Below are 23,184 nucleotides of genomic sequence, written 5' to 3'. Positions count from 1 at the left end.
ACCCCTAGGGGCGCCGGGCCACGAAGACCAGTTCCTTGCCCGGCCGGTCCGGCGCGTCCCGTACGTCGTCCACCACGAACCCCTGCGCGTCCAGTTCCGCCTCGACCTCCGCCCGCTCCCGGAAGCGCAACGTCGAGTCCGAGGTCAGCACCCGCCCGTCCGAGGCGAACACATAGGTCCACCGGAACGTCACCAACTGCCCCTCCACTGCGCTGACTTCGACCCAGCTCTCCACCGCCCCGGCCCCGGGCACGTCGGTCACGGCGTACGACTCCTGCCGGTTCCACTCCTCCCAGGCCCGCCGCGCGGGATCCCGCGTCTCGAACACCAGCCGACCACCGGGCCGTAGCACCGCGTACGCGCCCCGCAGGGTCTCCCGCCAGGTGTCCGCTCCTACGATCTGCTGGGCGACGTTGGCCGTCATGGTCACCAGGTCGACGCGCAGGGGCGGCAGTCGGGAGGCGTCCCCGTGGATCCAGCGCACCCGCTCGCTCCCCGGCTTCCCGCGGGCCACGTCGAGCGAGGCCAGGGCGGGATCGACACCGACGACCTCGACGCCCCGCCCGGCCAGCAGCAACGCGAACACCCCTGTCCCACAGCCAAGATCCAGCACCTGCCGCGCCCCGAACTCCTCCACCAAGCGGACGTAGGCGTCGAGGTCGCCGCGCTCGCCGTCGAGCGCGTCGTAGATCGCGGCGAGTCGGGGATGGGTGAAGCCTTCGTCAGCCATGCGCTCGACCGTAGGGGGAGGGGCCTGGGCCGGCCACCCGATATCGCCCGGTCACCGCACCTCGCCCGCCAGCCACTCCTCCAGAACCGTGAAGTCCCCATCGGTGAGCCCTACTTGGGGCTCCACTCGGTGCAGGAGAGCCCGTCCGGGATGCTGGGCCGCCACCCAGGCCCGGTCGGCATCCGTGATCTCGTCGTCGACCCACACGAACGGTCGTCCGGCCGCCCAGGAGACGAGCGGGCGAGTCTTCCAGTGCAGGCCGGTCCCGTCCTCATCGTCCGAGTCCGGCCAGTCCACGAGCGGCAGCCGCGGCAGCCCGAGCCAGGGCGCCAGAACAGTGTTGGCATCGTCGCCCCAGGTCGTGGCCCACACCAGCGCACAGCGCAACGACGTCAGCCGCGCACCGAGCGCGGGATTCACGCGGGTGAGCAGCGGATGACCACCGTCGGTGTCGGTGTCGGCATGCGGGCGGCCGGTGACGGCATCCGGCAGCCGGAAGGCCGGCTCGTACAGCGGATACGCCCCCGCCGCCCCGAACGGCAGCAACGTCCCGTCGACGTCCAGGAAGAGAAGCGCCCTCACCCCTCGAATCCGCCCTCCGCGAGGATCTCGTCGACACGAGCCCGGTGCGCCGCCTCCCAGTCGTCGAGCGTCTCGGCCGCCTCCCTGGCCAGCTCGGCGTGGGCGGCGGCGAGGATGTCGGCCCGCCGCGCGGCGGGGACCGCCACGATCCCCTCCTCGTCGGCGACCACCACGTCCCCGGCCTCGACCCGCACCCCGCCGCACCGCACGCCCTCACCCAGCGGCGTCACGGCCTTCTTCGCGCCCGGAATCGGGATGACGCCCCGCGCGAAGACGGGGAAACGGGCCTCCCGCACCTCGGCGAAGTCGCGGATCAGCCCGTCGAGAACAAACCCGGCGATCCCCCGCCGCTGCGCGACCGCGCACACGTTCCCGCCGGCCATGGCGTGGTCGAGGTCCCCCGACTCGACCACGACCACTGAGCCGGCCGGCGCCCGGTAGATCGCCGCGTGCAGCATGAGGTTGTCGCCGGGAGGGCACCGTACGGTGAACGCGGGCCCCGCGACCCTCGGCACCGGCCCCCACAGCGGCCGGACCCCGATGTCCATGACCTGGTCGCGATCGAGCAGATCGGCCGCGGTGGTCGTGGGAATGTCCGCAAACTCGGTGGTCTCGATCATGTTGCGGACGTTACCGTGCGTGTATGACTGCCGGGTCGGCCTTGTGCCGTGAGCGAGTTGGGTGCCCGGCCTCTGAGTGAGGCCGGGGAGGGCGAGAAGCCCTCCGCTTTCTCTGAGTCGTCCAGGAAATGACCGGAGACCAGAGAAAGCAGAGAGAGTGACCAACCCCATCCAGGACTTCAACCAGCGGATCATCGACGAGTTCCGCGCGAACCACGGCCGGGTCGGCGGCCCCTTCGAGGGCGGCCGCCTGATCCTCCTCACCACCACCGGCGCCCGCACCGGCACCTCGCACACCACCCCCGTCGGCTACCTCCCCGACGGCGGTGACCGCATCCTCGTGATCGCCTCGGCGGGCGGCTCGCCCCGCCACCCCGACTGGTACCGCAATCTTGTCGCGCACCCTCACGTCACGGTGGAGAGCGGTGTGTTCACGTACGAGGCGAAGGCGGTGGTCCTGGCGGGCGAGGAACGGGACCGAGCCTTCGCGCGAGCGGTGGAGTCGGACCGCGGCTGGGCGGTGTACCAGGAGAAGACCGACCGGGTCCTCCCCGTGGTCGCACTGCACGAGATCGCCCGGCCGGGCCCGCCGAACATCAACGCCTCCTCCCCGGGCGAGGCGATCAGGCTCGTCCACGATGCCTTCCGCCGCGAACTCGCCCTTGTCCGAATGGAGTTGTCCGCCTCGACCAGCACCCTCGGCGCCCAACTCCGCGTCAACTGCCTGACGTTCTGCCAAGGCCTGCACAACCACCACACCGGCGAGGACGTGGCGATGTTCCCGTTCCTGGCCGACCGCCACCCGGAGGCGGGCCCGGCCCTCGACCGCCTGCGTGCCGAGCACGAGCACATCGCCACGCTGGTGGAGGAGTTGAGGCAGACCCTCAGCGGCGGCACGGACCTCGACTCCGTCCGCACGGAGGTCGACCGCCTGACGACCGAGCTGGAGGCTCATCTGACGTACGAGGAGGAGCAGTTGATCCCCCTCCTCGACCGCACCTGACCTACCGGCGAGCCGGCGGCCACCCCGCACGAACCTTGCTAGCGCGACGGCCGCCACTTTGGGATATCCGCGGAGGATACTCGCGGGCGGCCGCCACCTCGCCGCCCACGGACAGCGGCCGCCCCGCCGGACCTGCCCCGCCTGGGGTGGCCTCCACCCCAGGCCCCCGGGACGGCAGTCACCCCACCGGACCTGCCCGCATCGCGGCCGCCACCACCGGACCCCACGAACGGCAGCTCCCTGACGTCCCCTGACCTCCCCCACACAGGCGTCCACCGCCACGCTAGAACGGCAGCGGTCGCCCATGAACCACCACCAGCCGTGACACCGCCCGGGTCAGCACGACGTACAGCCGGTGCAGTCCCCGTTCCTCCGCCTCCGCGATCGTGGCCGGCTCGACGGCCACGACATGGTCGTACTCGAGTCCCTTGACCACACCGGCCGGCACGACGGTCACCCGGGCCCCCAGCTCGTCCGGCCCGGCGGCGGCGATCCCGGCCGCGTCGAGAGCCTGCCGTACGCGTGCCACGTCGGCGTCGGCCGCGACGACCCCCACGGACCCCTCGTGCGCGAGCGAGTCCCGTACGGCGTCCACGACCGTGTCCGACAAGGCGTCCAGGGAGGTGGGCCGCATCGTCAGCTCCCCGTCCCCGCGCAGCGACCGCCCCTCCGGCACCTCCACATCCAGTTGGGCCAGGAGCCGGTTGGCGAACCCGACGACGGCCTGCGGCACCCGGAACCCGATGGTCAGCGGTACGACGGCCGCGTCCGGCTTGCCGAGGTGCCGCAGGACGGTGCGCCACGAGCGGGCCGCCCAGGGCGTGGTCCCCTGCGCCAGGTCCCCGAGCACGGTGACCGACCCGAAACGGGCCCGGCGGGCGATCGCCCGGCATTCCATCGGCGACAGGTCCTGCGCCTCGTCGACGACGAGATGGCCGTACCCTTCGGGATGCTCCACCAGCCCCGCGACCTCGTCGAGCAGCACCAGATCGGCCGCCGACCAACGCGCCGACTTCCACGACCTCGGCGGCTTGGCCCACAGCAGGTTCTTCTGCTCCTCGGCGTCGAGGATCCCGTCGGCGGCGACCGCCAACTCCTCCCGGTCACCGAGCAGTCCGGCCAGGAGCTCCTCGGGTCGCACCCTGGGCCACACGGTGTCGAGGAACGCCCCCATCACCCGGGACCGCGAAACCCGCTGCACCCAGGCGCCGTTCTGCGGCCCCGCCCGCCGCTCCGCCTGCAACTGCACACTGCGCACCACCCGCCCCCGCACCCGCTCCCGCCCGACGCCGTACGGCGGTTCCTCCTGTCGTACGTCCACCACGATCCGCGCGAGTTCACCGGCCCGGACCCGCCACCGGTACGAACCGTCCGGGATCTCCAGGGAGTTGACGCCCTCGCTCGACACCCGCGCGTAGAGCGCCCGGCGCAGTACCTCCGCCATACGGGGATCGTGCTTGAGAACGGCGGTGGGGTGGGCGTCGGTGCCGGTGACCGGGTGGCGGGCGATCTCGTCCTGGAGCGTGGACTGCCGTACGCCGCTCTCGCCGAGCGCGGGCAGCACCTGGGAGATGTAGGAGAGGAAGGTCCGGTTGGGCCCGAGGACGAGGAGCCCGCCGCGTCGCATGCGCTGCGGGTGGGTGTAGAGGAGGTAGGCGGCCCGGTGCAGCCCGACAGCGGTCTTGCCGGTCCCGGGAGCGCCCTGCACGCACACGGAAACGGCGAGGTCGCTCCGTACGAGATCGTCCTGGTCGGGCTGGATGGTCGCGGCGATGTCCCGCATGGGTCCGACGCGGGGCCGTTCGATCTCCTGGGTGACGATGGCACTGGGCCCCGACTCGCCTTTGCCCAGGTGCTCGTCCTCGAGCCCGGTGAGGTCGGCGGAGTCCCCCTTGCTCCCCGGCGCCCACCCGAACCGCCTCCGCACGGCGACCCCTTGCGGATCGCGGGCGCTCGCCTGGTAGAAGGCGCGGGAGACGGGCGCACGCCAGTCGACGACGAGGGGCGGGGCGGCGGGATGCTCGGTGATCCGCAGCCGGCCCAGGTGATACGCCTGCCCGGCATGGTCGCCGCGGTCGAACTCCAACCGGCCGAAGAACAGGGGCCCTTCGGGCAGCTCCCGCATCTCCTTGGCCTGGCTGCGCAGCTGGTACCCGAGTACCTCGGCATCGGCCCCGGAGGCGGAGACGTTCTCACCGACGACGACCTGCTCCTGTGCCCCGTCGACCATGGCGGCAAGGGCGGTACGGCACCGGTCGTGGTGGGAGCGCTCGCGGTGGAGGGCCTCTTTCAGGGCGTTCCGGGAAGCGGGATCGGCTGACGTCATGGGGACGAGCGTACGCGAGAAAATGAGACCGGGTTAAATCTTTTACTCACTCTCACTCAAGTGAGCCACGGCAACCCGTCCGCCAGCAGCCCGAACGCCCGCTGCGCCGCGGCCACGGCATCTCCCCGCACGTCCTCGACCGTCTCCCCCTCGGCGATCCGCCGCCAGTTCTCCATCGCGAGGATCCGCCGCACGGCGATGATCTGCCCGGCGGCCAGTCGCGCGTCGAGATCACCCCCGAGCACCTCGGCGAGCGCGGCCTCCTGCCGTTCCAGGTGCCCGTGGGCCCGGGCGACGAGGGCGGGGGTGCCGTAGAGCAGCGCGTGAAAGGCGAGAACAGCGGGGTGATCATTGAGCCCGGTGACGGGATCGTCCCGATCGAGCCCGTCGAGGAAATGCCGCCGGAGCGCGGCAAGGGGCCGCTCCTCGGATTCGGCCACGACCCGCGCGGCCTCGTCCTCGTGATCGGCGATCCGGTGCAGGACCAGGTCCTCCTTGGCCGGGAAGTACCTGAAGAGGGTGGGCTTGGAGATCTCGGCGGCGGCGGCGATCTCGGCGACGGAGACGGCGTCGAAGCCCTTCTCCAGAAAGAGCCGGATGGCGATCTCGGACACGTTCTCGTACGTCCGCTGCTTCTTGCGCTCACGCAGGCCGGGGTCGGTCATGGGGGTGAGCCTACGCACCGGGTCGGGAGTCAGGACGCCTTGAGCGGGGCGGGCAGCTTCGGCACGACACGCCTGCGCAGCCCCAGAGAGCCGGTGGCGGCGGACAGGGTCATCTCGTACGCGTCGACGGCCCGCCGTACGTTCGGCGTGCTCAGTGCGGCCCCCGTCGTCATCCGGTCCAGATCGACGTAGGCCGAGCGGATCTGCTCGATCCAGCGGTAGACGCTCCAGTCCCGCTCCCACCCGACGACACACTCGGAAGGAAGCTTCCTGCTCCAGCGGTCGAACATACGCATGCGCATCTCCGTCCGAGTCGGCGTCAGGTGCAGATGGCGTACGAGGTCGTAGAGGGGATCGCCGATCATCCCCATCTCCCAGTCGATGATCGTCAGCCCTCCCCGGCGCCCGGCACGCACCAGATTCCAGGGGTTGAGGTCGCCGTGCAGCAGAACGGGGGTGCGCTCGGTCACCTCGTAGCGGCCGAGGATCCACCGGAGCACCTGGCCGTCCGGCAGTCCTCGTCGGTCGGCGGCCCCCAGGGTCTCGGGAGGAAGCTGGTCGACGAAGGCGGCAAGCCGTTCGGCCAGCCAGCCGTAGAAGCCGCCCTTCGGCTCGTCGGACGGCAGGGACGAGTGATCCACTCGCGCGAGCGCCGCGAGTTCGTCGACGAGTTCGTCCGCCTCGGCGGGCAACAAGCCGTCCACCGGGTGCTGAGGAGCCCGGCCTCCTGGGCCCTCGAACGTGTGGATCGCGAAGTGGCGCCCGCGATCGTCGTGGCCCAGCGCCAGGATTCGCGGCGCCCGGACCTGCACCCCGGACCGCTCGATCACCTGCAGGACGGCGTGTTCGGGGAGGAAACCCTGCTCACGGCGAGGGGCCGCCGCGGTTTCCCGACGGACCACCACGGGGTCGGGATGGTTCTCGAGACGAACGACGGTGTTGAGATGCGCCGTCCCGCGAAAGACCTGGTCGGCCGGCGCGACCCCCTCCACCGCCAAGGCACTGCGCACCAGCTCCGGTGGAAAGTCGTCCCGCTCGGGGACACGATCGTCGCGCCGCCACCGGAACAACGGGTCCGGCACCCTCTCGGCCTTGCGCGCGAGACGCGCGGCCTGCCAGCGGAACAGGGCGTCCGCGATCTCCTTCTCGGGCGGCACCTCGGACATGCCGAGCAGGCCGGCGGCGCGGTCCAGAGCCGTACCGATCTCCCCGGCCGCCGTCAGCAGCCGACGATCCTCGACCGAGTCATCGAGAGACTTCGCCGCGCGGATCACCTCGTCGTACGCGGCATGGATGCGCTCGAAGTCGACGTAGTACGGAAAGTCCCGGCCGAGACCGGTGACGGCCAGGGGCCGGGTGCGCCGCATCTCGGCTGCCCACGCCTGGAGGACCTCTTCCACCTGGTCCTCGGGGTAGCGCATTCGCACCACGTGGCTGGCGAGACCGTGCAACGGGTCTCCGTACGACGCCGAGGACCAGTCGAGCCGGGCGACCGAGAGCTTGGGGCCCTCCAGGAGAAACACGTTGTCCCGGGCCAGGTTGGTGAGGAGGAGGCCGTAGGGACGGCGGGACATGGCGGGAACCCGCTCGCCGAACCGGGCCGGCGCGTCACCGGGCACCCCGAGAACGGCGAACAGCCCCCCGATCTCCGCCCAGTCGGGGTCGAGCATCCGCCGATTCGCATGGCGCACGAGGGTGTCGAGATAGGCCCGGCTGTCCCTCTCATTGCGCGACCACTCGGCCGGCAGCGCGGGCAGCGCCTCTTTGCGCACAAGCATCAACTGCGCGAGGAACCGGGTCAGTACCCCGACGGTCAGAGCGTCGACGGGCTTGTCGGCCGGACAGACCTTGGCCAGTGCGTCGACCCCTGCCCCGGGGGACGCCACCCGCACTCCTGGGGAGACCTCACGGATGTATCCATGCCGACGAAACGCCGAAAGAACGGCATCCCGGACTTCGCCCCCGCGGTCAGGCCAAGCCCCGATCGCCACTCATGCTCCCGAAACGCTAGTTCTAAACATCGAAAGCGATGCGCATCCAAGGAAATTGATGCACACGATAGCGGCACGCGCCCCTCCACATGGCCACGATGCGCCCTTTGGAGTGAGACCTGTCGCAGATGTCTGGACGTGCCGGAATTTTTAACGCCCCCGTGCGCACCTCGTTACGTCGCCGGTAGCCATCACGCCGGGGCGAACCGTCTCTGCCGACCGCTCACAATGCGGCGGGCAGGGCGTTCAGCACCTGCTCCATCGAGCTCACGACGACGTCGGCGCCCGCATCCCTCAGTTCCTGCTCCTTGTCCGAGCGACGCGCGTAGCCCAGGAACGAGACCCCGGCCAGCCGCGCCGCCTCGAGGTCTGTCGGAGTGTCACCGATCATCAGGGTGGCCGAGGGCACGGCTCCCATGGCCTTGATGGCCTGGTCCAGGCAGTACGGGTTCGGCTTCATCAGGTCGAGGTTCGGCGTGCGGCCGTAGACGTGAGGAAAGCAGTCCGTCAGCTGACGGCTCTCGACGTACGTCACTGCCGCGACTGCCGCGTTGTTGGTGGTGATCGCGAACCGGACGCCGTACGACGACCACGTCCTGATCAGCGGATCCGCGTACGGCGTGGGCATCGCCGTGCCGACAGCCGTCAGTTCACGCCGAGTCAGCCACTCCTCCAACTCGAGCACCAGGTCACTTCCCGGGCGTCGTTCATGAACACGACGAAGAGCATCCTGGGGGTCGTTGCTGGATCGTTCCTGCTCGGTCAGCAGGCCACCCATGCCCAACTGGTCGATCTTCTTGACCAGTTCACCGGCTATCTCGTGCGCCGGATACCCCGCGAACAAGCGGCAGATCGGCCCGTCCATGTCCCAGAGCACATACCGAGCGGAGGCGACCAGTGATGCGAGTCGTGCTGTCTCTGCTGTCACCGGTTCAGTGTGCGTCGTCTCAGGAGTCACTAGGAGAGTGTCAGGTCCGTCGTGATGGTTTCCCAGAGGGCGTTGAACCACTTCTGCGATTGATCGACGAACGCCGCGTCACGTTCTCCCGCGCCCTTCACGAAGGAGAAGAGGAGCGACTCGGTGCCGAGGACGTCGTACATGTCGAGCATTCCGTTGTCGGAGAGTTCCTCCCGGCGCGCGACCATGTAGTACGCGATCAACGCCTCCACGCCGTTGAGCAGGTACAGCTTCACCGGCGGCGTGAACGGCAACGCTCGGAACCTGACCTTGACGTCGATCCCGTGGGAGGAGCGCAGGGAGCGCAGGTTGTGGCGCAGGACGTGACCCTGGGCGTTGCGCATCTCCAGCCAGCGCTGGTGGACCGGGTTGTCGTCGTCGGGGGCCTCGACCGGGACCGGGAAGGCCAGATTGATGTCGCGGGAGGGCAGCAGGATGCGGACGTCGATGGACTCGGGGTGGATCCGGCCTTCGTGAATGAGGCGGACCGGTTCGCTCAGGGCCACCATCAGCGTCTCCGCCGTGAGGCAGGCCGCGTCGATGCGGACGTGCGGGCCGGCGAACGCGTCGGCCAGGCGGGGCGCCAGGGCCACCATCGTCGGCTGCGGACCGCCCTGGGTGACCGGCACCTCCGCGATTCGCGGCGGGCTCCCCTTGCTCACATTGCTGAGCAGCCCGTCCTCCTGCAGCGCGCGCAGCGCCTGGCGGACCGCGCCCCGTTCCACCCCGAACTCCTCCGCGAGTTCGGCCTGGGTGGGGAGACGGTCACCGGCCTTGAGGTCACCCGTGCGGATGCGTTCCCGCAGGGTGTCGGCGATTTCCTGGGGCGAGAGCCTTCTGCTGCCGTTCACTGCCACGTTCTCCTGGGTCACGACCAAACGGTACAACTCCAATCCATCTAGGGGGAGTTGTTCCGAAGTTGTTTATCAACCACAACCAAGTGGGGACAACATAGGTAGAGTTGGTTACCAACTTCACTGAGTTGGTGGAAGTTTTGCTTCCGCATCACCGCCCGCCTCGCCCAGCCCGATGTCCGATGCCCGAAGGGGGAACCACCATGCCGGCCCTCGCCCTCCTCTCCGCCGTCTTCGTCGTCGGCGTCGAGCAGACCTTGCAGTGGAAGTACGGTGCCAGCGGCATCATCGGGATGCTCCTGCTCACCATCGGCCTCAAGGCCAAGAACCCCGCCATCAGTTCGGTCGGGGCCGTGGTGCTCGCCCTGCTGGTCGCGGGACCGGCCCTATGACCCGAGCGCAACCGGATCCGCCCCTGTGGGAGACCTCAGATCGTGAGCACCAGCTCCGAACTGATCGTCTCCCACAGTGCGTTGAACCACAGGTGGGACTGCTCCACGAACGTCGTGTCCCGCAGGCCGGCGCCCTGCTCGAAGGCGAACAGCATCGACTGGGTGCCCTCGGAGTCGTACAACTCCAGGTGCTCGTCGTCGATCTCCTCCTTGCGGCGGGTCAGCGTGTAGTACGCGAAGAGCGCCTCCATGCCGTTCAGCAGGTAGAGCTTCACCGGCGGCGTGAAGGGCAGGGCACGGAAGGTGACGTGCACGTCTATCCCGTGCGTGGCGCGCAGGGCCAGGAGGTTGTGCTGGAGGACCTGCACCTGGGCGTTGCGATGGGCCAGCCAGCGCTCGTGGACCGGGTCGTCGTCGCGGCGGCCCCCGACCGGCACCGGGAAGGCGAGGTCGATGTCCCGGCCCGGGAGCAGGACCCGGACGTCGATCTTGGCCGGATTCAGCCGTCCGGCGTGGATCTGTCGCAGCCCCTCGCCGACGGCGAGGTTCAGGGACACCGACGTCAGGCACAGGGCTTCTATCTCGACGTGCGGGGCCGCGAACGCGGCGGCTATCCGGGGGCCGAGCGTGACCATCGTGGGCTGTGGAGCGGATCCCGGGCCGGTGCCCGCCCTGCTGAACCCCAGGTCGGGGGCGACGGTCGCCGGGCTTCCCTTGGAGACGTTGGTGAGCAGACGCTCCGTCTGCAGCAGGTACAGCGCCTGCCGTACGACCCCCCGCTCGACGCCGAACTCGTCGGCCAGCCGTGCCTGGGTGGGCATGCGCTGACCTGCCCGCAGCGTGCCGGACCGGATCCGGGCGCGGAGCTCGTCGGCCACCTCACGATGGGACTTCTGTGGCCTCTGTGACCTCTTCCGCCCATTGGCGGAGGCGTGTTTCGGGTCCACGACCGAACACTACAACTTCCCGCCATCTTTGGGCAGTTCACTGGAAGGTGGTTATGAGACGCATCCAAGCGGAGATAAGTACAGTGAAGTTGGTCGCCAACTTGGTCAACCTTGAGAAACATGGTCAAAACTTCACAGGGTTGGCCACCTCGGTGGTCGACAGGGACCATCGTCCCGAAGGGGGACCGTCATGCCGTTCGTCGCCATCGCCATCGCCGCTCTCGCCGTCGGCTTCGAGGCACTCGTCCAGTGGAAGTGGGGCGCGATGGGCATCATCGCGTTCGTCGCCCTGACCATCGGCGTCAAGTCCAAGAACGTCGCGATCGGTGGCATCGGAGCGGTCATCCTCGTGATGCTGCTCGCCCAGTCCGGATGACGTCCGCCCGCCCGCCGGGCCCAGGATCCGGCTGACCGGGCTCCCCCCTGGAGGGGAGCCGGGAGCCCGGTCGGTCTGCACAGCCACAACTGAACACCGACAACTGAACAGCAGCGACAGCTGCACACCCGCACAGCCACAACTGAACAGCTCGCTACGGATACGAAAGCACCACCAGGCACCACCAGGAACACCGTCCGCCCGTCCCCGCCCGAAGGGAGCGTCAGAACATGTCCGGGCACCAAGGCCGCCTGGACGTACGCAGCAGGGCGTCGGCCCCCCGGCCGGCGCCCGCTCGTTCTTCCCGCACCCGCCCCAGCGCCGCGAGCCGCACCGCCGACTCGTCCCCGAGCCACAGCGACGCCAACTCCCGTACGTCGAGGGTGAGATCGGCGCTGCGCGTCGTCGCCGTACAGGAAGCACCGTCCGGGGCGGCCTCCAGCCGGTAGCGGCCGCCGGTCATCCCGGAGCTGTCCACGACCTCCAGCACCAGCTCCCCCTCGCCCTCGTACGTCCGCGTCTCCAGGGCCCGTACGACATCCAGGATCCGCACCCACATCCAGTCCGACTGCATGCTGATCCTGGCCGCCGGGGGGTTCGGCAGCAGGTGCGGGAGCAGGTCGTCGGGGGCCCGCCAGCCGCTCTTGACCTGCATGACCCAGTCGATCGAGCACAGGTAGTGCCACAGCGCGCGCTCGGCGGCCGGGGTCGAGGCGATCAGGTCCCGCACGCTCGCCGTGTTCGACGGCTGCATGGTGTCGGCCCACTTGTCGTCGACCTCGTACGCCATCAGCCCCTCGACCGTGCCGTCCGGCGCCCGGTACACCGCGAAGAACGGCTCGGTCCACGCCGGGTCGGGGCGCACCGCACCCGTGTTCAGCTGCCACCGCCAGTCGTCCCGGCTGATCGCCCCCGGAGTGGCCCGGCGCATCCGGTCGTGCAGTTCGGGACCGAGCTTGCGTACGTCGTCGGGGTCCACCAGGTCGATACGGCCGCCGTCCAGATCCGGGCCACGGAGGTCGAGGCCGGTGCGCGGGACGTCGATCGTCCACTCGGTGCCCGTGGTGGCGGGGCCGAAGCCGTAGCGGCCGTAGATCCGGTACTCGGCGGCGATCAGCGTGGCCAGGACGTCTCCGCGCTCCTTCGCGGCGGCGAGGTCCTGGCTCATCATGCGGGTCAGAAGGCCGCGCCGGCGGTGGGTGGCGGTCACGCTGACGGCGGTTATCGCGTCGGCGGCCACGGACCGGCCCCCGACCGCCGTCACCTCCTGCGCGAAGGAACGGAAGGTCGCCACGCAACGGTCCCCGTCGAAGGCCCCGAGGATCCGGCCGGACGCGAACTGGCTCCTACGGGCCTCCAGTTCCGCCGCCGTCACCACGGGCTCCCGCAGGAACCCGGCCCGCACGGCACGCAGCCACTCGGGATACTCGGCCTCGGTGACCGCACGGACGTCGATGTCGGCTGGGACGCTCATGGGGCCCACGGTAGGCGGGCGGGGTCGGGGTGTCGTGTTGTTTTTCCGCACCCGGACGGCCGCACGCCGGCCCGCGGGGAACACCCCGAACACCCCCGACACCGCTACGTCAGCAGATCCTCCACCTGCGCCTCCCCCTCCCGGTATCGTCGCGCGATCTCCCCGCTGCACTCGTCCGCCGTCCGCTGCAAGCGTTGCCGGCGCACCGACACCCGCTGCTCGTAGCGCACGAGCCGGCCCATCGCGGTGCTCAGTTCCAGGTCGGTCCGTGCGCAGAGGTCCGAGAGCTCGACCTCGGCGAGCATCTCGGCGGCCAGCAGCCGGTACTCCTCGCTGTGCGGGGTGCCCAGCCTGACGTGGCGGGCCGAGGAGCGGTGGCGGGCCGGGGCATCGGTGAGGATCTCCGGGAGCCGATCGACCACGGAGGCCTCCGGGAGCCGTTCCGGAATGGAGCCGGTCGGGGACCGGCGGAGCAGTTCCGCGCGGAGGATGTCGATACGGCCCTGCAACAGCCGTCGGACATAGCTGAGGTCGGCCTCGTCCCGCTGGGCGTCCCGGCGCAGGGTGCGCAGTTCGGGCAGGCTCAGCGTGGCGAGATCCTGTTCGGGTGGCTCCTGGGGCAGCAGCGGGCTGTCCGTTCGCTGTGTGGGCGGCCGCCGACTGTCCAGCCGCCCGGTACTCGGTGTGCTCATGCGCCTCTAACGTCCCCTCGACCGGCGTGTGCAAGCATCGTGCCACCCCAAGTGGCCGCTATGTGACCGAGTGCCCCCGAACGGCCCCAGATGGGGGGTTAAGGATCAAAAACAAACCCGAACACGGGCCCCTTCTGAGCGAACGGCATGATGGGCACATGCGTGCAGTGGTGCAGAGGGTGGACGGCGCGAGCGTCGTCGTCGACGGTGAGACGGTCGGGGAGATCAGCGGCGAGGGACTGTGCGTCCTGGTCGGGGTCACCCACGAGGACACCAAGGAGAAGGCGGCCCAACTCGCCCGCAAGCTCTGGTCGGTGCGGATGCTGCACGACGAGAAGTCGTGCAGCGACATCGACGCCCCGCTGCTGGTGATCAGCCAGTTCACCCTGTACGGCGACGCCCGCAAGGGCCGCCGCCCCACCTGGAACGCCGCGGCCCCCGGCGACATCGCCGAGCCTCTCGTCGACGAGGTCGTCGCCCGGCTCCGCGCTCTGGGCGCGACGGTGGCCACCGGCCGCTTCGGCGCGCGGATGCGGGTCTCGCTGACGAACGACGGCCCGTTCACGGTCCTGCTGGACATCTGAGAGCCGGGGGCTACGGCTCCACGACGACTTCCTGGGCCGCGGCCGTCGACTCGACGACGAGCCGCGCGTCCAGCGGGACGTTCCGCTTGACCAGGGCGAGCGCGACCGGGCCGAGCTCGTGATGCCGTACGGACGTCGTCACGAAACCGATCTTGCGACCGTCGGGCCCCTCCTCCGCGAGCCTGATGTCGGCGCCCGCGGGCGGCAGGTGCACCTCGCTGCCGTCCAGGTGCAGGAAGACCAGGCGCCGCGGGGGCTTGCCGAGGTTCTGGACGCGGGCGACGGTCTCCTGCCCCCGGTAGCAGCCCTTCTGCAGGTGCACGGCCGTCCCGATCCAGCCCAGCTCGTGCGGGATGGTGCGGTGGTCGGTCTCGAAGCCGAGGCGGGGGCGGTGCTGTTCGACACGCAGCGCCTCGTAGGCGAGCAGACCCACCGCGGGGCCGGACTTCTCGGCGTACGACTCCAGGTCCCCGCGCGGCAGGAACAGATCGCGGCCGTACGACGTCTCGCGTACGACGACCCCGTCCGGCACCTCGGCGATGGAACCGGCGGGAAGGTGGACGATCGCGAACTCGTCGGTGCGGTCGGCGACGTCGACCCGGTTGAAGAACTTCATCGACTCCAGGTACGCGATCAGCGCGCCCTGGGTGCCTGGTTCGACGTGCGCCCACACGGTAGAGCCGTCGTCGACGAGGTACAGCGCGTGCTCGATGTGCCCGTGCGCGGAGAGGATCAGCGCCTCGGTGGCCTGGCCCGTGGGCAGGTCGCTGACGTGCTGGGTGAGCAGCAGGTGCAGCCAGCTGAGGCGGTCCTCGCCGGTGACGGACACGACCCCGCGGTGCGAGAGGTCGACGAATCCGGTGCCGTCGGCGAGGGCGCGCTGCTCGCGGAACAGGTCGCCGTAGTGCGCGGCGACGTCTTCGTCCACACCCTCGGCAGGGACGGCGCCGGGCAGGGACAGCAGGGGGCTCTTCATACACCCAAGCCTACGACTCGGTAGTTGAAGCCTTGAGAGAGCAGTCCTTGCAGCGGCCGAAGATCGCGAAGTGCTTCATGTCGGTCTCGAAGCCGAACTCCTGCCGGAGCTTCGCGGTGAAGTCGGCGGCCACCTTGACGTCCGCCTCGATGACGTTCTCGCAGTCGCGGCAGACCAGGTGGATGTGGTGGTGGCGGTCGGCGAGGTGGTAGGTCGGCGCCCCGTGCCCGAGATGGGCATGGCTGACCAGACCGAGTTCCTCCAGGAGTTCCAGGGTCCGGTAGACCGTGGAAATGTTGACCCCCGACGCCGTCTTCTTCACTTCCGTGAGGATGTCGTCGGGGGTCGCGTGCTCCAGGGTGTCCACGGCTTCGAGGACAAGCTGGCGCTGCGGCGTCAGCCGGTAGCCGCGCTGCCTCAGGTCACTCTTCCAGTCGGTGCTCACCACACCGGGAAGTCTAGGACCTCCCGGCGCGGGACCCACTTGAATGCGGGACCTACTTGAAGAAGGCGATGCCGTCGTCCGGCATGTCGTCGGGCAGGGCCTTGGCCCAGCGCTCGACCTCTTCCGGGGTGACGACCTTCTTCAGGTGGGCCGACATGTAGGGGCGCAGCTCGACCTCGGGGGTCTGCTTCTCGCCGACCCACATGAGGTCGCTCTTGACGTAGCCGTACAGGCGCTTGCCGCCGTTGTACGGCCCCGAGGCGGCCGTACGCGCGACGGCATCGGTCACCAGGTCGATCTGCGGCTTCTGGGCGGCCATCTCGCCATACCAGATCTCGACGACACCGTCGTCGCGGACCATCGTCACCTCGACCTTGCGGTCGGCGTCGATGCGCCAGAAGCCGTGCTCGGACTCCAGGGGGCGGACCTTGTTGCCGTCGTTGTCCAGCACCCAGGTGTGGGACTCGTACTCCAGGAAGTCCCGGCCGTCATGGCCGAAGCTCACCTCCTGGCCGAAGTTGCACTTCTCCGAGCCCGGGAAGTCGTGCACGCCCGCGCCGGCCCAGTTGCCGAGCAGGAAGGCGAGCGGGACGAGGTCCTTGTGGAGGTCGGACGGGATCTCGATCATGAGTGGCGGTTCCTAGAGGGGGGTCAGCGCTGGCCCTGGTACAGCTTCTTCACGGTCAGGTACGAGAAGGCGAGAACGCCGACGCAGACCAGGACCAGCAGGGCTTCGAAGAAGATCTCCACGGGGTGCTCCTCGGATGAGCGGGGTGCGGTGCATGTACACGGGCCGGGCCCCAGCTTACGCGGCCGGGGCCCGGGGGACCGTAGGGGTCCGCTCAGCCGAGGAGCTGGCTCTGGAGGGTCACGGTCTGCTGGAAGGGGACGGGGTTCGCGGTGCCCTTGCGGGACTGGACGACCAGGGCGAGGACGTCGCCGGAGGACAGGTAGGCGTGCCGGGTCTGTTCGGCGCCGTACGGCTTGGACTCGACGTAGACGGAGGCGGTGATCTCGGGGATCCGGGCCGCGCTCGGGAAGTGCTCGTCGGAGACGGACGTGACGGCGTCGCGCAGTTCGAAGCCGGGGCTGCCGTAGGGGGCGATGTCCTTGCCGAACAGATCGTCCACGACGGCCGCGGTGTCGAACTGGAGCAGGTAGATCCGCGTGTGCGTGCCGTCCGGGGTGGTCCAGCCGCGCGCCGCGATGTGCCTCAGACCGTTGTCGGAGAGCTTCTGCCCCAGCTCCTCGCGGTCCTCCTTCTCGCCGTACTCCGCGAGGAGGCCCTTCGTCGGCAGCCAGCCGTCCGTGCCGCGCAACGCCTTGTCGACGGTCGCACCCCTGGGCGCGGGCAGCACCAGGGCGCGCAGGTCGGCGTAGTGGCTGCCCGCCTTGTTGTCTTTGGCGAGGGGCCCCGGACTGCCGGAGGGCAACGGCGGCCTCGTCAGCGTCGGGTACTCCCACCGCCCGTCCGCTTTCGTTCCCAGGCCCGGTACGTCCGTCCGCTCCATCCCCGCGATGCCGTACGCCGTCCCGGCCCCGACCACCGCGAAGGTGAGCAGGGCGGCGGTCCAACGGAGGGCCGCCCGCAGGACACGGCGGTCCTTGGGGGCGGGGAGAGGTTCTGGGACGGCGAGGGAGTCGGGGCCGGGTGTCGGGGCGGTCACGGACTCGGCCGCTGGCGCGGACGCGGGCACGGGGTCAGACACGGAGGCGGGCTCGGACACGGACGCGGCGGCCCGGGGTGAGGACACCCCGTCCTGGGGCTCGCTCCGCTCGGGCCCGTCGGTGCGGTCGGCGCCGCCAGGCCGTTCCTTCGGCTCGGCCTGGTGCCCGTGACCGGCGCTGCCGCCCGACTCGGCCACCTCGAACCGTCCGGCCCCAGCAACCGGCTCCGCGACCTCACCCTTCTCGGGCCGGTCGACCGGATGCGCCACCTCGAACCGCCCGGCCTCGGCGACCGGCTCCGTCGTCTCGGTTTCCGCCACCTCACCCTTCTCGGGCCGGTCGACCGGATGCGCCACCTCGAACCGCCCGGCCTCGGCGACCGGCTCCGCCACCTCGGCCTTCTCCGGACGGTCGGCCGACTCCGCCACCTCGAATCGCCGGGTCTCGGCCACCGGCTGCGCTGCCTCGCCCTTCCCGGCGCGGGCGGCCGGCTCCCGGGTCGGGGGCTGGGCCGGTATCTGTTCGGTCTGCTCGGTCATACCGACTCCCCCGGCTCCGCGATCCGGTCGAGCTGCTCGCGCATGAGCATCGCGATCCCCTTTTGCTGCATGGGCCTGGCGCTGTCGGCGGTGAAGTCGACCAGGACGTTTCCCTGGAGGGCGAAGCAGAACATCGAGTCCAGCTTCGTGTCGGAGTCCTTGGGCGTCAGGAAACAGCGCGCGTCCTTGTGGCCCTCGATCCGGGGCCCGTCGCGCAGGACGTCGCCGAGCACGTCGAGGAAGTCGTTCTGGAACTTCGAGATGCCCCGCGCCGCCGCCTTGTTGTCCAGCTGCGTCAGCTCGATGGTGACGGTGGAGGCCTTGTCCGTGTAGACGGACGAGAGCTGGTCGGTGCTGACGTAACTGCGCATCGCGATGCCCGTGAGGCGCTGCTTGTCGATCTGCTTCTCCAGCGCCTTGCGCTGGGTCCGGGGCAGCCCGCTCAGCGACTCCTTGCGCAGGGCGGTGGCCTCGGGCCCGGTGAGCCGGGTCTCGTAGCCGTACTCCCCGATGTCGGGCCCACGGCTCCACCCGTCGGCGCCGTACGGCACGAGCATCCCCGCGAGTCCCTTCGCGGGCGCCGCCTTCGTCTTGTCGGTCCCGCCCTTCGGGAACGTCCACACGGGAGCGCCCGCGTCACGGTCGGCACCGTCGACGGTGACCACGGTGCAGCCCACCCCGGCGACGACGGCCGCGACGAGCACCACGGCCCCGACGACCGCGGCGATACGGCCACGACGGACGCGGACGCGCTTCGCGGGCGCCGCCGCGGGCTCGGTCGAGGCGGTGAGCTCGGCGGGACCGATCTCACCCACCTGCTGGTTCTCGGGCTCGCTCACAGCTTCTTCACCTGCCGCTCGGCCAGATCCATGATCTTCGCCTTCGTTATGGGCTTGGTGTCCCAGACGAAGATCTTCATGAGGATGTCCCCGCGCCAGGCGACGGCCGAGGCGTTGTACTGCGGCAGATAGCCGGGCTCGGTGTCCGGCTTCGTGTGGACGTACGCCATGGCGTTCCCGCTGCCCGGCACCGACCAGCTGTTGGTGCCGCTCTTGGAGTCCTCGAAGTAGTTCTCGCTGTCCGCCGCGTCGGAGGCGTCCAGCGTCTCCTCCTGCCGGTACTGCACGAGGCGGATCTCGACGCCGTAGGTGCGGCCGACCTGCCAGCCGGTGTCCGCCGCGCGACGGAACTCCTTGGAGACCAGGTCACCGAACGCCCCGCCCGGCTTGTCGGCCGTCTTCGCGACTTCGGCCAGCGTCATCCAGCGGTCGTCACTGACCCAGTCACCGGTCTTCGCCCCGGCCGGCTTCTTCAGCAGCAGCTTGCGCAGGTCGCCGTCGGTCTTCACCCGGCGGTCCTGGGAGGCGGGCAGCGGTTCCGGCGCCGGGCCCTTGGCCTGCGCCGGCGTCGGCTGGGAGAGCGAGGCCAGTTTCGTCGGCTCACGGTCGGCCTGGATCAGATATCCCGTGCACGTCCCGGCCACGACACCGAGAACGGCGGCGGCGGCGATCAGCAGTGTCGTACGGCCCCGGCGGCGCGCCCGGGGTCTCTCCTCGGGTATCTCAGGTGCTTCGGGTATCTCGGGTGCCTCGGGCACCTCGGGTCCTTCCAACGCGTCCCCCACAAGACGTGAAGCGCGCATTCCGTATGCGCGCTTCACAGGAGACCGCCGGTCAACACCCAGGGTTGTACGCCGACTTGATCACGATTCGGACACGCGGACAACGCACACGGACCAGACCCCGTCGCGCGTACGCTGCCGGTATGGCGAAGAAGCTCGTGATCAAGGTGACCGCCGGGGCCGACGCCCCCGAGCGGTGCTCGCAGGCGTTCACCGTCGCGGCGGTGGCCGTGGCCAGTGGGGTGGACGTGTCACTGTGGCTGACCGGGGAGTCGGCGTGGTTCGCGCTGCCGGGGCGGGCCGCCGAGTTCGAGCTGCCGCACGCGGCCCCGCTGCCCGACCTGCTGGACTCGGTCCTCGCGGGCGGGCGGCTCACCCTGTGCACCCAGTGCGCGGCCCGCCGGGACATCACGGAGAAGGACGTCATCGAGGGCGTACGGATCGCGGGGGCGCAGGTCTTCGTGCAGGAGGTGCTCGCGGACGGGACGCAGGCGCTCGTTTATTGAGCAGGTACCGGGTGCGGCCTGTCACAGGTGATCGACAATCCGGCGGGCGCCTCACCCCGCAGGGTTAGTCTGCCGCTCGACGGCCACCCGTCCGTCGACAAGACCGCCGCCCCGGGGGGACCCACCGCATGCGCGCCCTGCGAGTACTTCTGATCATCGCCGTGATTCTCGGCGGGCTGTTCGTCGCCGCCGACCGTCTGGCGGTCCATTTCGCGGAGGGCGAGGTCGCGGACCGGCTGAAGACGCAGGAGGGGCTGACCACGACGCCGAGCGTGGACATCAAGGGGTTCCCGTTCCTGACCCAGGTGGCCGGCGGTGAGCTCGACGACGTCGAGGTCGGGATGAAGGACTACGACGCGGACACCGGCACCAGCGGGGGCTCGATCCGCATCGACGACCTGAACGCCGCCATGAAGGGCGTCGCGTTCTCCGGCGACTACAGCTCCGCCACCGCCTCCACCGCCGCCGGCACCGCGACCATCGCCTACGACCAGCTGCTGAAGGCCGCGGGGTCCGAGGAGGCCCAGCTTCCGCTGGGTGTCACCGCCAAGGTCGTCGGCCTCTCCGACGGCGGGAACGGCAAGATCAAGGTCGACATCAAGATCAGCGCCCTGGAGAAGCCCGTCTCCGTGCTCAGCACCGTCTCCGTCGTCGACGGAGACACCGTGCGGGTGCACGCCGACTCGATCCCCAGTTTCGGCAACATCACCCTCGCCGACTCCGACGTCCGTTCGATCGCCGACTTCGACCAGAAGATCGAGGGTCTGCCGGGCGGTATCAAGCTCGACAAGGTCGAAGCGGGTGCGAACGGTGTGGAGATCGCGGTGAAGGGTTCGGACGTCAAGCTCGCCGGGTAGGACGAGCGTCGGGCCGTACGCCGTGTCCGACAGGCGAGACGGTGACGTCCGTACGTAGAGGTGCCGTAGAGGTGATGACGGCCGTTTCCGCCCGGAGACCGTGGGAACACGGCCCGGGCGTCTTTCTGGTCCCACATGCCGGACGATCGCATCTCAGCATGCGACACCCCGGTGACATGCCGGTATGTCCCTCCCTACGATCGGCACCATGAAGCGACAGGCGGATCTCACGAAGCGGCGGGCAGTAGACCTGTGCCGCGTCGCCGCCATGCTCTGTCGCCCCTTCTGAGCGGACGGCACCGACCTCCGCGTCCCCTCGCCCTGGCGCCCCAGGGCATCCGTGCGCCCCGCGCACCCTTCCGCACGCCCCGCCGCAACTGCCCCGGAGGAGAACGAGCATGAGCCGCAGTGACGTCCTGGTCGACGCCGACTGGGTCGAGGCCAACCTCGACAACCCGAACATCGCGATCGTGGAGGTGGACGAGGACACGTCCGCCTACGAGAAGAACCACATCCGCAACGCGATCCGCATCGACTGGACCAAGGACCTGCAGGACCCGGTCCGCCGCGACTTCGTCGACCAGGAGGGCTTCGAGAAGCTCCTGTCGGCGAAGGGCATCGCCAACGACACCCTGGTGATCCTCTACGGCGGCAACAACAACTGGTTCGCGTCCTACGCCTACTGGTACTTCAAGCTGTACGGCCACGAGAACGTCAAGCTTCTCGACGGCGGCCGCAAGAAGTGGGAGCTGGACGCCCGCGAGCTGGTCGAGGAGGTCCCGGAGCGGGCCGAGACGACCTACACGGCGAAGCCGCAGAACAAGGCCATCCGCGCCTTCCGTGACGACGTCGTCGCCGCGATCGGCTCGCAGAACCTGGTCGACGTCCGGTCGCCCGACGAGTTCTCCGGCAAGCTGCTCGCCCCGGCCCACCTGCCGCAGGAGCAGTCGCAGCGTCCGGGCCACGTCCCGTCCGCGCGCAACATCCCGTGGTCGAAGAACGCCAACGACGACGGCACCTTCAAGTCGGACGAGGAGCTCAAGGAGCTCTACGCCGAGGAGCAGGTCGACCTCGCCAAGGACACCATCGCGTACTGCCGCATCGGTGAGCGCTCGGCCCTGACCTGGTTCGTGCTGCACGAGCTGCTCGGTGTCGAGAACGTCAAGAACTACGACGGCTCCTGGACCGAGTACGGCTCCCTGGTCGGCGTTCCGATCGAGCTCGGCGCCAACAAGTAAGACCCCGTCCGCATCATCCCGACCGGCCTTCCTTCCGGTCAGACCCCTCTTTGGAGAAAGACATGTGTGGAGCGAAGGCCGGCGGCCCGGACGCCTCGACGATCAAGCCCGGTGAGACCACGATCCAGGGCCAGGTGACGCGTGACGGCGAGCCTGTGGTGGGCTACGTCCGCCTCCTGGACTCGACCGGCGAGTTCACGGCGGAGGTCCCGACCTCCGCGACGGGCCAGTTCCGCTTCTACGCGGCCGAGGGCACCTGGACCGTCCGCGCCCTGGTTCCGGGCGGCACCGCCGACCGTACGGTCGTCGCTCAGCAGGGCGGCCTGGCCGAGGTCGCGATCGCCGTCTGAGGCAGCCGACCGGCTGATCGGCCGGAGGGCCGTACCCCGTCGCACGGGGTACGGCCCTCCGGCCTTTCCGTCCTACGCTGGACTCATGTTGGCGCGACGGCGGCACGCTTATTTCGCGATGATGGGCACGTGCATCGGGCTGTTCGTCCTGGCCTGGGGAGTCGTGCGGCTCTGGTCGGTGCCGGTGGCCGTGGGAATGTGCGTGGTGGCGATGGTGATCCCTCCGCTCGCCGCGATGGTCGCCAACCGGCGCGGCCCCGACGACCGCTGGTGGGACGACCCCTCCGGCGACCCGAAGTCCGACGAGTGGTGGGACGAGCTGGACGGGAAGAAGCGGCGGGGCTGACCCGACAGGAGGCCGAGCGGCACCGACGTGGCCGTGGCTGGGGCTGCGCCCCAGACCCCCGTCGGCCTGAACGGCCTCGCCCTCAAGCGCCGGGCGGGCTGGAATGTGCCCGCCACCGAGCACGTGCCGTCGACGCGGCTCACCACGAACTCGGTCACTGCGTCACCGAGCCCCTCGGCGTCGACACGGCCGATGTCCCTGTCGGCGACCCGTCAGCGGCCCGGTGGCCGAGACCGCCCGCGCGATCGCGCAAGGCGCTCGGCTCGCCGAGTATCAGCCGCAGGGCGACGTCCGGGTCCTGTTCGACCCGGCCGGGCATCCCTTCTGCCCTGTGGGTCGACTCCGCGGCCTAGCTGTACTGACCCGTGAGGTTGGGGACGCGGCTGGCGGGTGGTTGGCCTTTCAGCGCGGTGTGTCCGCGGTGGTGATTGTAGGTGTGTAGCC

At 69.9% G+C, this 23,184-nt stretch carries 27 protein-coding genes and 1 pseudogene; 11 read left to right on the top strand and 17 right to left on the bottom strand.

The window, feature by feature from the left end:
* Nucleotides 1-4: 4 nt before the first annotated feature.
* The 3 genes from ACIRP7_RS43065 to ACIRP7_RS43055 are packed head-to-tail and all read right to left on the bottom strand — an operon-like array spanning nt 5 to nt 1,932.
* The gene (locus ACIRP7_RS43065) at nt 5-730 is read right to left on the bottom strand and encodes a class I SAM-dependent methyltransferase (RefSeq protein WP_403671699.1); all 726 of its coding nucleotides are present in this window, start codon (nt 728-730) and stop codon (nt 5-7) included.
* A gap of 51 nt (nt 731-781) precedes the next feature.
* Nucleotides 782-1,312 (bottom strand): HAD domain-containing protein, encoded by a 531-nt coding sequence (locus ACIRP7_RS43060; RefSeq protein ID WP_403671696.1) that lies wholly within the window; start codon nt 1,310-1,312, stop codon nt 782-784.
* Nucleotides 1,309-1,932: an RraA family protein gene (locus ACIRP7_RS43055; protein WP_403671693.1), complete on the bottom strand. Its 624-nt coding sequence runs from the start codon at nt 1,930-1,932 to the stop codon at nt 1,309-1,311. Before ACIRP7_RS43055 ends, ACIRP7_RS43060 begins: the two co-directional genes overlap by 4 nt.
* A 157-nt stretch (nt 1,933-2,089) precedes the next feature.
* On the opposite strand from ACIRP7_RS43055, the gene ACIRP7_RS43050 reads away from it, so the two are divergent.
* The gene (locus ACIRP7_RS43050) at nt 2,090-2,935 is read left to right on the top strand and encodes a nitroreductase/quinone reductase family protein (RefSeq protein ID WP_403671690.1); all 846 of its coding nucleotides are present in this window, start codon (nt 2,090-2,092) and stop codon (nt 2,933-2,935) included.
* 283 nt (nt 2,936-3,218) lie between these two features.
* Here the strand turns inward: ACIRP7_RS43050 and ACIRP7_RS43045 are convergent, their stop codons facing one another.
* From ACIRP7_RS43045 to ACIRP7_RS43025, 5 genes are all read right to left on the bottom strand, one after another.
* Complete coding sequence (locus ACIRP7_RS43045) at nt 3,219-5,261, bottom strand: HelD family protein (RefSeq protein ID WP_403671687.1); 2,043 nt, start codon at nt 5,259-5,261, stop codon at nt 3,219-3,221.
* Nucleotides 5,262-5,317: 56 nt separating this feature from the next.
* Nucleotides 5,318-5,926: a TetR family transcriptional regulator gene (locus ACIRP7_RS43040; protein ID WP_403671684.1), complete on the bottom strand. Its 609-nt coding sequence runs from the start codon at nt 5,924-5,926 to the stop codon at nt 5,318-5,320.
* 29 nt (nt 5,927-5,955) lie between these two features.
* On the bottom strand, nt 5,956-7,812 hold the full coding sequence (locus tag ACIRP7_RS43035; protein WP_403671681.1) for a phosphotransferase family protein: 1,857 nt from the start codon (nt 7,810-7,812) through the stop codon (nt 5,956-5,958).
* 328 nt (nt 7,813-8,140) lie between these two features.
* Nucleotides 8,141-8,926, bottom strand: coding sequence for an HAD family hydrolase (locus ACIRP7_RS43030; protein ID WP_403671678.1), 786 nt, complete (start codon nt 8,924-8,926; stop codon nt 8,141-8,143).
* Nucleotides 8,875-9,753 (bottom strand): winged helix-turn-helix domain-containing protein, encoded by an 879-nt coding sequence (locus tag ACIRP7_RS43025; protein ID WP_403671774.1) that lies wholly within the window; start codon nt 9,751-9,753, stop codon nt 8,875-8,877. The genes ACIRP7_RS43030 and ACIRP7_RS43025 overlap by 52 nt, the downstream gene beginning before the upstream one ends.
* A gap of 179 nt (nt 9,754-9,932) precedes the next feature.
* Between ACIRP7_RS43025 and ACIRP7_RS43020 the strand changes: the two genes are divergently transcribed.
* Nucleotides 9,933-10,121 carry a hypothetical protein gene (locus ACIRP7_RS43020; protein ID WP_031056585.1) on the top strand — a complete coding sequence of 63 codons (189 nt, stop codon included), beginning with the start codon at nt 9,933-9,935 and terminating at the stop codon, nt 10,119-10,121.
* 35 nt (nt 10,122-10,156) lie between these two features.
* On the opposite strand, the gene ACIRP7_RS43015 is transcribed toward ACIRP7_RS43020, so the two are convergent.
* A complete protein-coding gene (locus ACIRP7_RS43015) occupies nt 10,157-11,068 on the bottom strand; it encodes a winged helix-turn-helix domain-containing protein (RefSeq protein WP_403671675.1) in 912 nt (303 codons plus the stop codon).
* Between the two features lie 190 nt (nt 11,069-11,258).
* Here ACIRP7_RS43015 and ACIRP7_RS43010 point away from each other — a divergent pair, with 190 nt between their 5' ends.
* A complete protein-coding gene (locus ACIRP7_RS43010) occupies nt 11,259-11,444 on the top strand; it encodes a hypothetical protein (RefSeq protein WP_403671672.1) in 186 nt (61 codons plus the stop codon).
* Nucleotides 11,445-11,667: 223 nt separating this feature from the next.
* Here the strand turns inward: ACIRP7_RS43010 and ACIRP7_RS43005 are convergent, their stop codons facing one another.
* Both ACIRP7_RS43005 and ACIRP7_RS43000 read right to left on the bottom strand, forming a co-directional pair.
* Nucleotides 11,668-12,918 (bottom strand): GNAT family N-acetyltransferase, encoded by a 1,251-nt coding sequence (locus ACIRP7_RS43005; protein ID WP_403671669.1) that lies wholly within the window; start codon nt 12,916-12,918, stop codon nt 11,668-11,670.
* 104 nt (nt 12,919-13,022) lie between these two features.
* Entirely contained in the window at nt 13,023-13,610 is a 588-nt protein-coding gene (locus ACIRP7_RS43000; RefSeq protein ID WP_403671667.1) for an aerial mycelium formation protein, read from the bottom strand.
* 158 nt (nt 13,611-13,768) lie between these two features.
* On the opposite strand from ACIRP7_RS43000, the gene dtd reads away from it, so the two are divergent.
* Nucleotides 13,769-14,194, top strand: coding sequence for a D-aminoacyl-tRNA deacylase (dtd, locus tag ACIRP7_RS42995; RefSeq protein WP_403671665.1), 426 nt, complete (start codon nt 13,769-13,771; stop codon nt 14,192-14,194).
* Between the two features lie 10 nt (nt 14,195-14,204).
* Here the strand turns inward: dtd and ACIRP7_RS42990 are convergent, their stop codons facing one another.
* The 6 genes from ACIRP7_RS42990 to ACIRP7_RS42965 form a co-directional block, all read right to left on the bottom strand.
* Entirely contained in the window at nt 14,205-15,170 is a 966-nt protein-coding gene (locus ACIRP7_RS42990) for a YgfZ/GcvT domain-containing protein (protein ID WP_403671662.1), read from the bottom strand.
* Nucleotides 15,171-15,180: 10 nt separating this feature from the next.
* The gene (locus tag ACIRP7_RS42985) at nt 15,181-15,618 is read right to left on the bottom strand and encodes a Fur family transcriptional regulator (RefSeq protein WP_403671659.1); all 438 of its coding nucleotides are present in this window, start codon (nt 15,616-15,618) and stop codon (nt 15,181-15,183) included.
* Between the two features lie 49 nt (nt 15,619-15,667).
* Nucleotides 15,668-16,243: an FABP family protein gene (locus ACIRP7_RS42980; protein WP_403671656.1), complete on the bottom strand. Its 576-nt coding sequence runs from the start codon at nt 16,241-16,243 to the stop codon at nt 15,668-15,670.
* 214 nt (nt 16,244-16,457) lie between these two features.
* The gene (locus ACIRP7_RS42975) at nt 16,458-17,342 is read right to left on the bottom strand and encodes a hypothetical protein (RefSeq protein WP_403671771.1); all 885 of its coding nucleotides are present in this window, start codon (nt 17,340-17,342) and stop codon (nt 16,458-16,460) included.
* A 476-nt stretch (nt 17,343-17,818) separates the two neighbouring features.
* Complete coding sequence (locus tag ACIRP7_RS42970; protein ID WP_403671653.1) at nt 17,819-18,661, bottom strand: hypothetical protein; 843 nt, start codon at nt 18,659-18,661, stop codon at nt 17,819-17,821.
* Complete coding sequence (locus tag ACIRP7_RS42965) at nt 18,658-19,419, bottom strand: hypothetical protein (RefSeq protein ID WP_403671650.1); 762 nt, start codon at nt 19,417-19,419, stop codon at nt 18,658-18,660. The genes ACIRP7_RS42970 and ACIRP7_RS42965 overlap by 4 nt, the downstream gene beginning before the upstream one ends.
* Nucleotides 19,420-19,586: 167 nt before the next feature.
* Here ACIRP7_RS42965 and ACIRP7_RS42960 point away from each other — a divergent pair, with 167 nt between their 5' ends.
* The 7 genes and pseudogenes from ACIRP7_RS42960 to ACIRP7_RS42930 form a co-directional block, all read left to right on the top strand.
* Nucleotides 19,587-19,949, top strand: coding sequence for a DsrE family protein (locus ACIRP7_RS42960; RefSeq protein WP_403671647.1), 363 nt, complete (start codon nt 19,587-19,589; stop codon nt 19,947-19,949).
* A gap of 128 nt (nt 19,950-20,077) precedes the next feature.
* Entirely contained in the window at nt 20,078-20,806 is a 729-nt protein-coding gene (locus ACIRP7_RS42955; RefSeq protein ID WP_403671644.1) for a DUF2993 domain-containing protein, read from the top strand.
* 184 nt (nt 20,807-20,990) lie between these two features.
* Nucleotides 20,991-21,095 carry a putative leader peptide gene (locus ACIRP7_RS42950; protein ID WP_352391688.1) on the top strand — a complete coding sequence of 35 codons (105 nt, stop codon included), beginning with the start codon at nt 20,991-20,993 and terminating at the stop codon, nt 21,093-21,095.
* 109 nt (nt 21,096-21,204) lie between these two features.
* On the top strand, nt 21,205-22,044 hold the full coding sequence (locus ACIRP7_RS42945; protein WP_123761659.1) for a sulfurtransferase: 840 nt from the start codon (nt 21,205-21,207) through the stop codon (nt 22,042-22,044).
* A gap of 62 nt (nt 22,045-22,106) precedes the next feature.
* The gene (locus ACIRP7_RS42940; protein ID WP_007382995.1) at nt 22,107-22,394 is read left to right on the top strand and encodes a DUF1416 domain-containing protein; all 288 of its coding nucleotides are present in this window, start codon (nt 22,107-22,109) and stop codon (nt 22,392-22,394) included.
* Between the two features lie 85 nt (nt 22,395-22,479).
* Nucleotides 22,480-22,740, top strand: a complete 261-nt coding sequence (locus ACIRP7_RS42935) for a DUF3099 domain-containing protein (RefSeq protein WP_352391686.1) — start codon at nt 22,480-22,482, stop codon at nt 22,738-22,740.
* 103 nt (nt 22,741-22,843) lie between these two features.
* A pseudogene (locus ACIRP7_RS42930) lies at nt 22,844-23,056 on the top strand (hypothetical protein); the annotation flags it as partial.
* Nucleotides 23,057-23,184 lie beyond the last annotated feature (128 nt).

Origin of the sequence: Streptomyces sp. NPDC102270 (assembly GCF_044766405.1) — a bacterium.
GTDB lineage: Bacteria > Actinomycetota > Actinomycetes > Streptomycetales > Streptomycetaceae > Streptomyces.
Note: the sequence above shows the minus strand (reverse complement) of the source record. Positions and strands in the feature narration are given on the sequence as shown.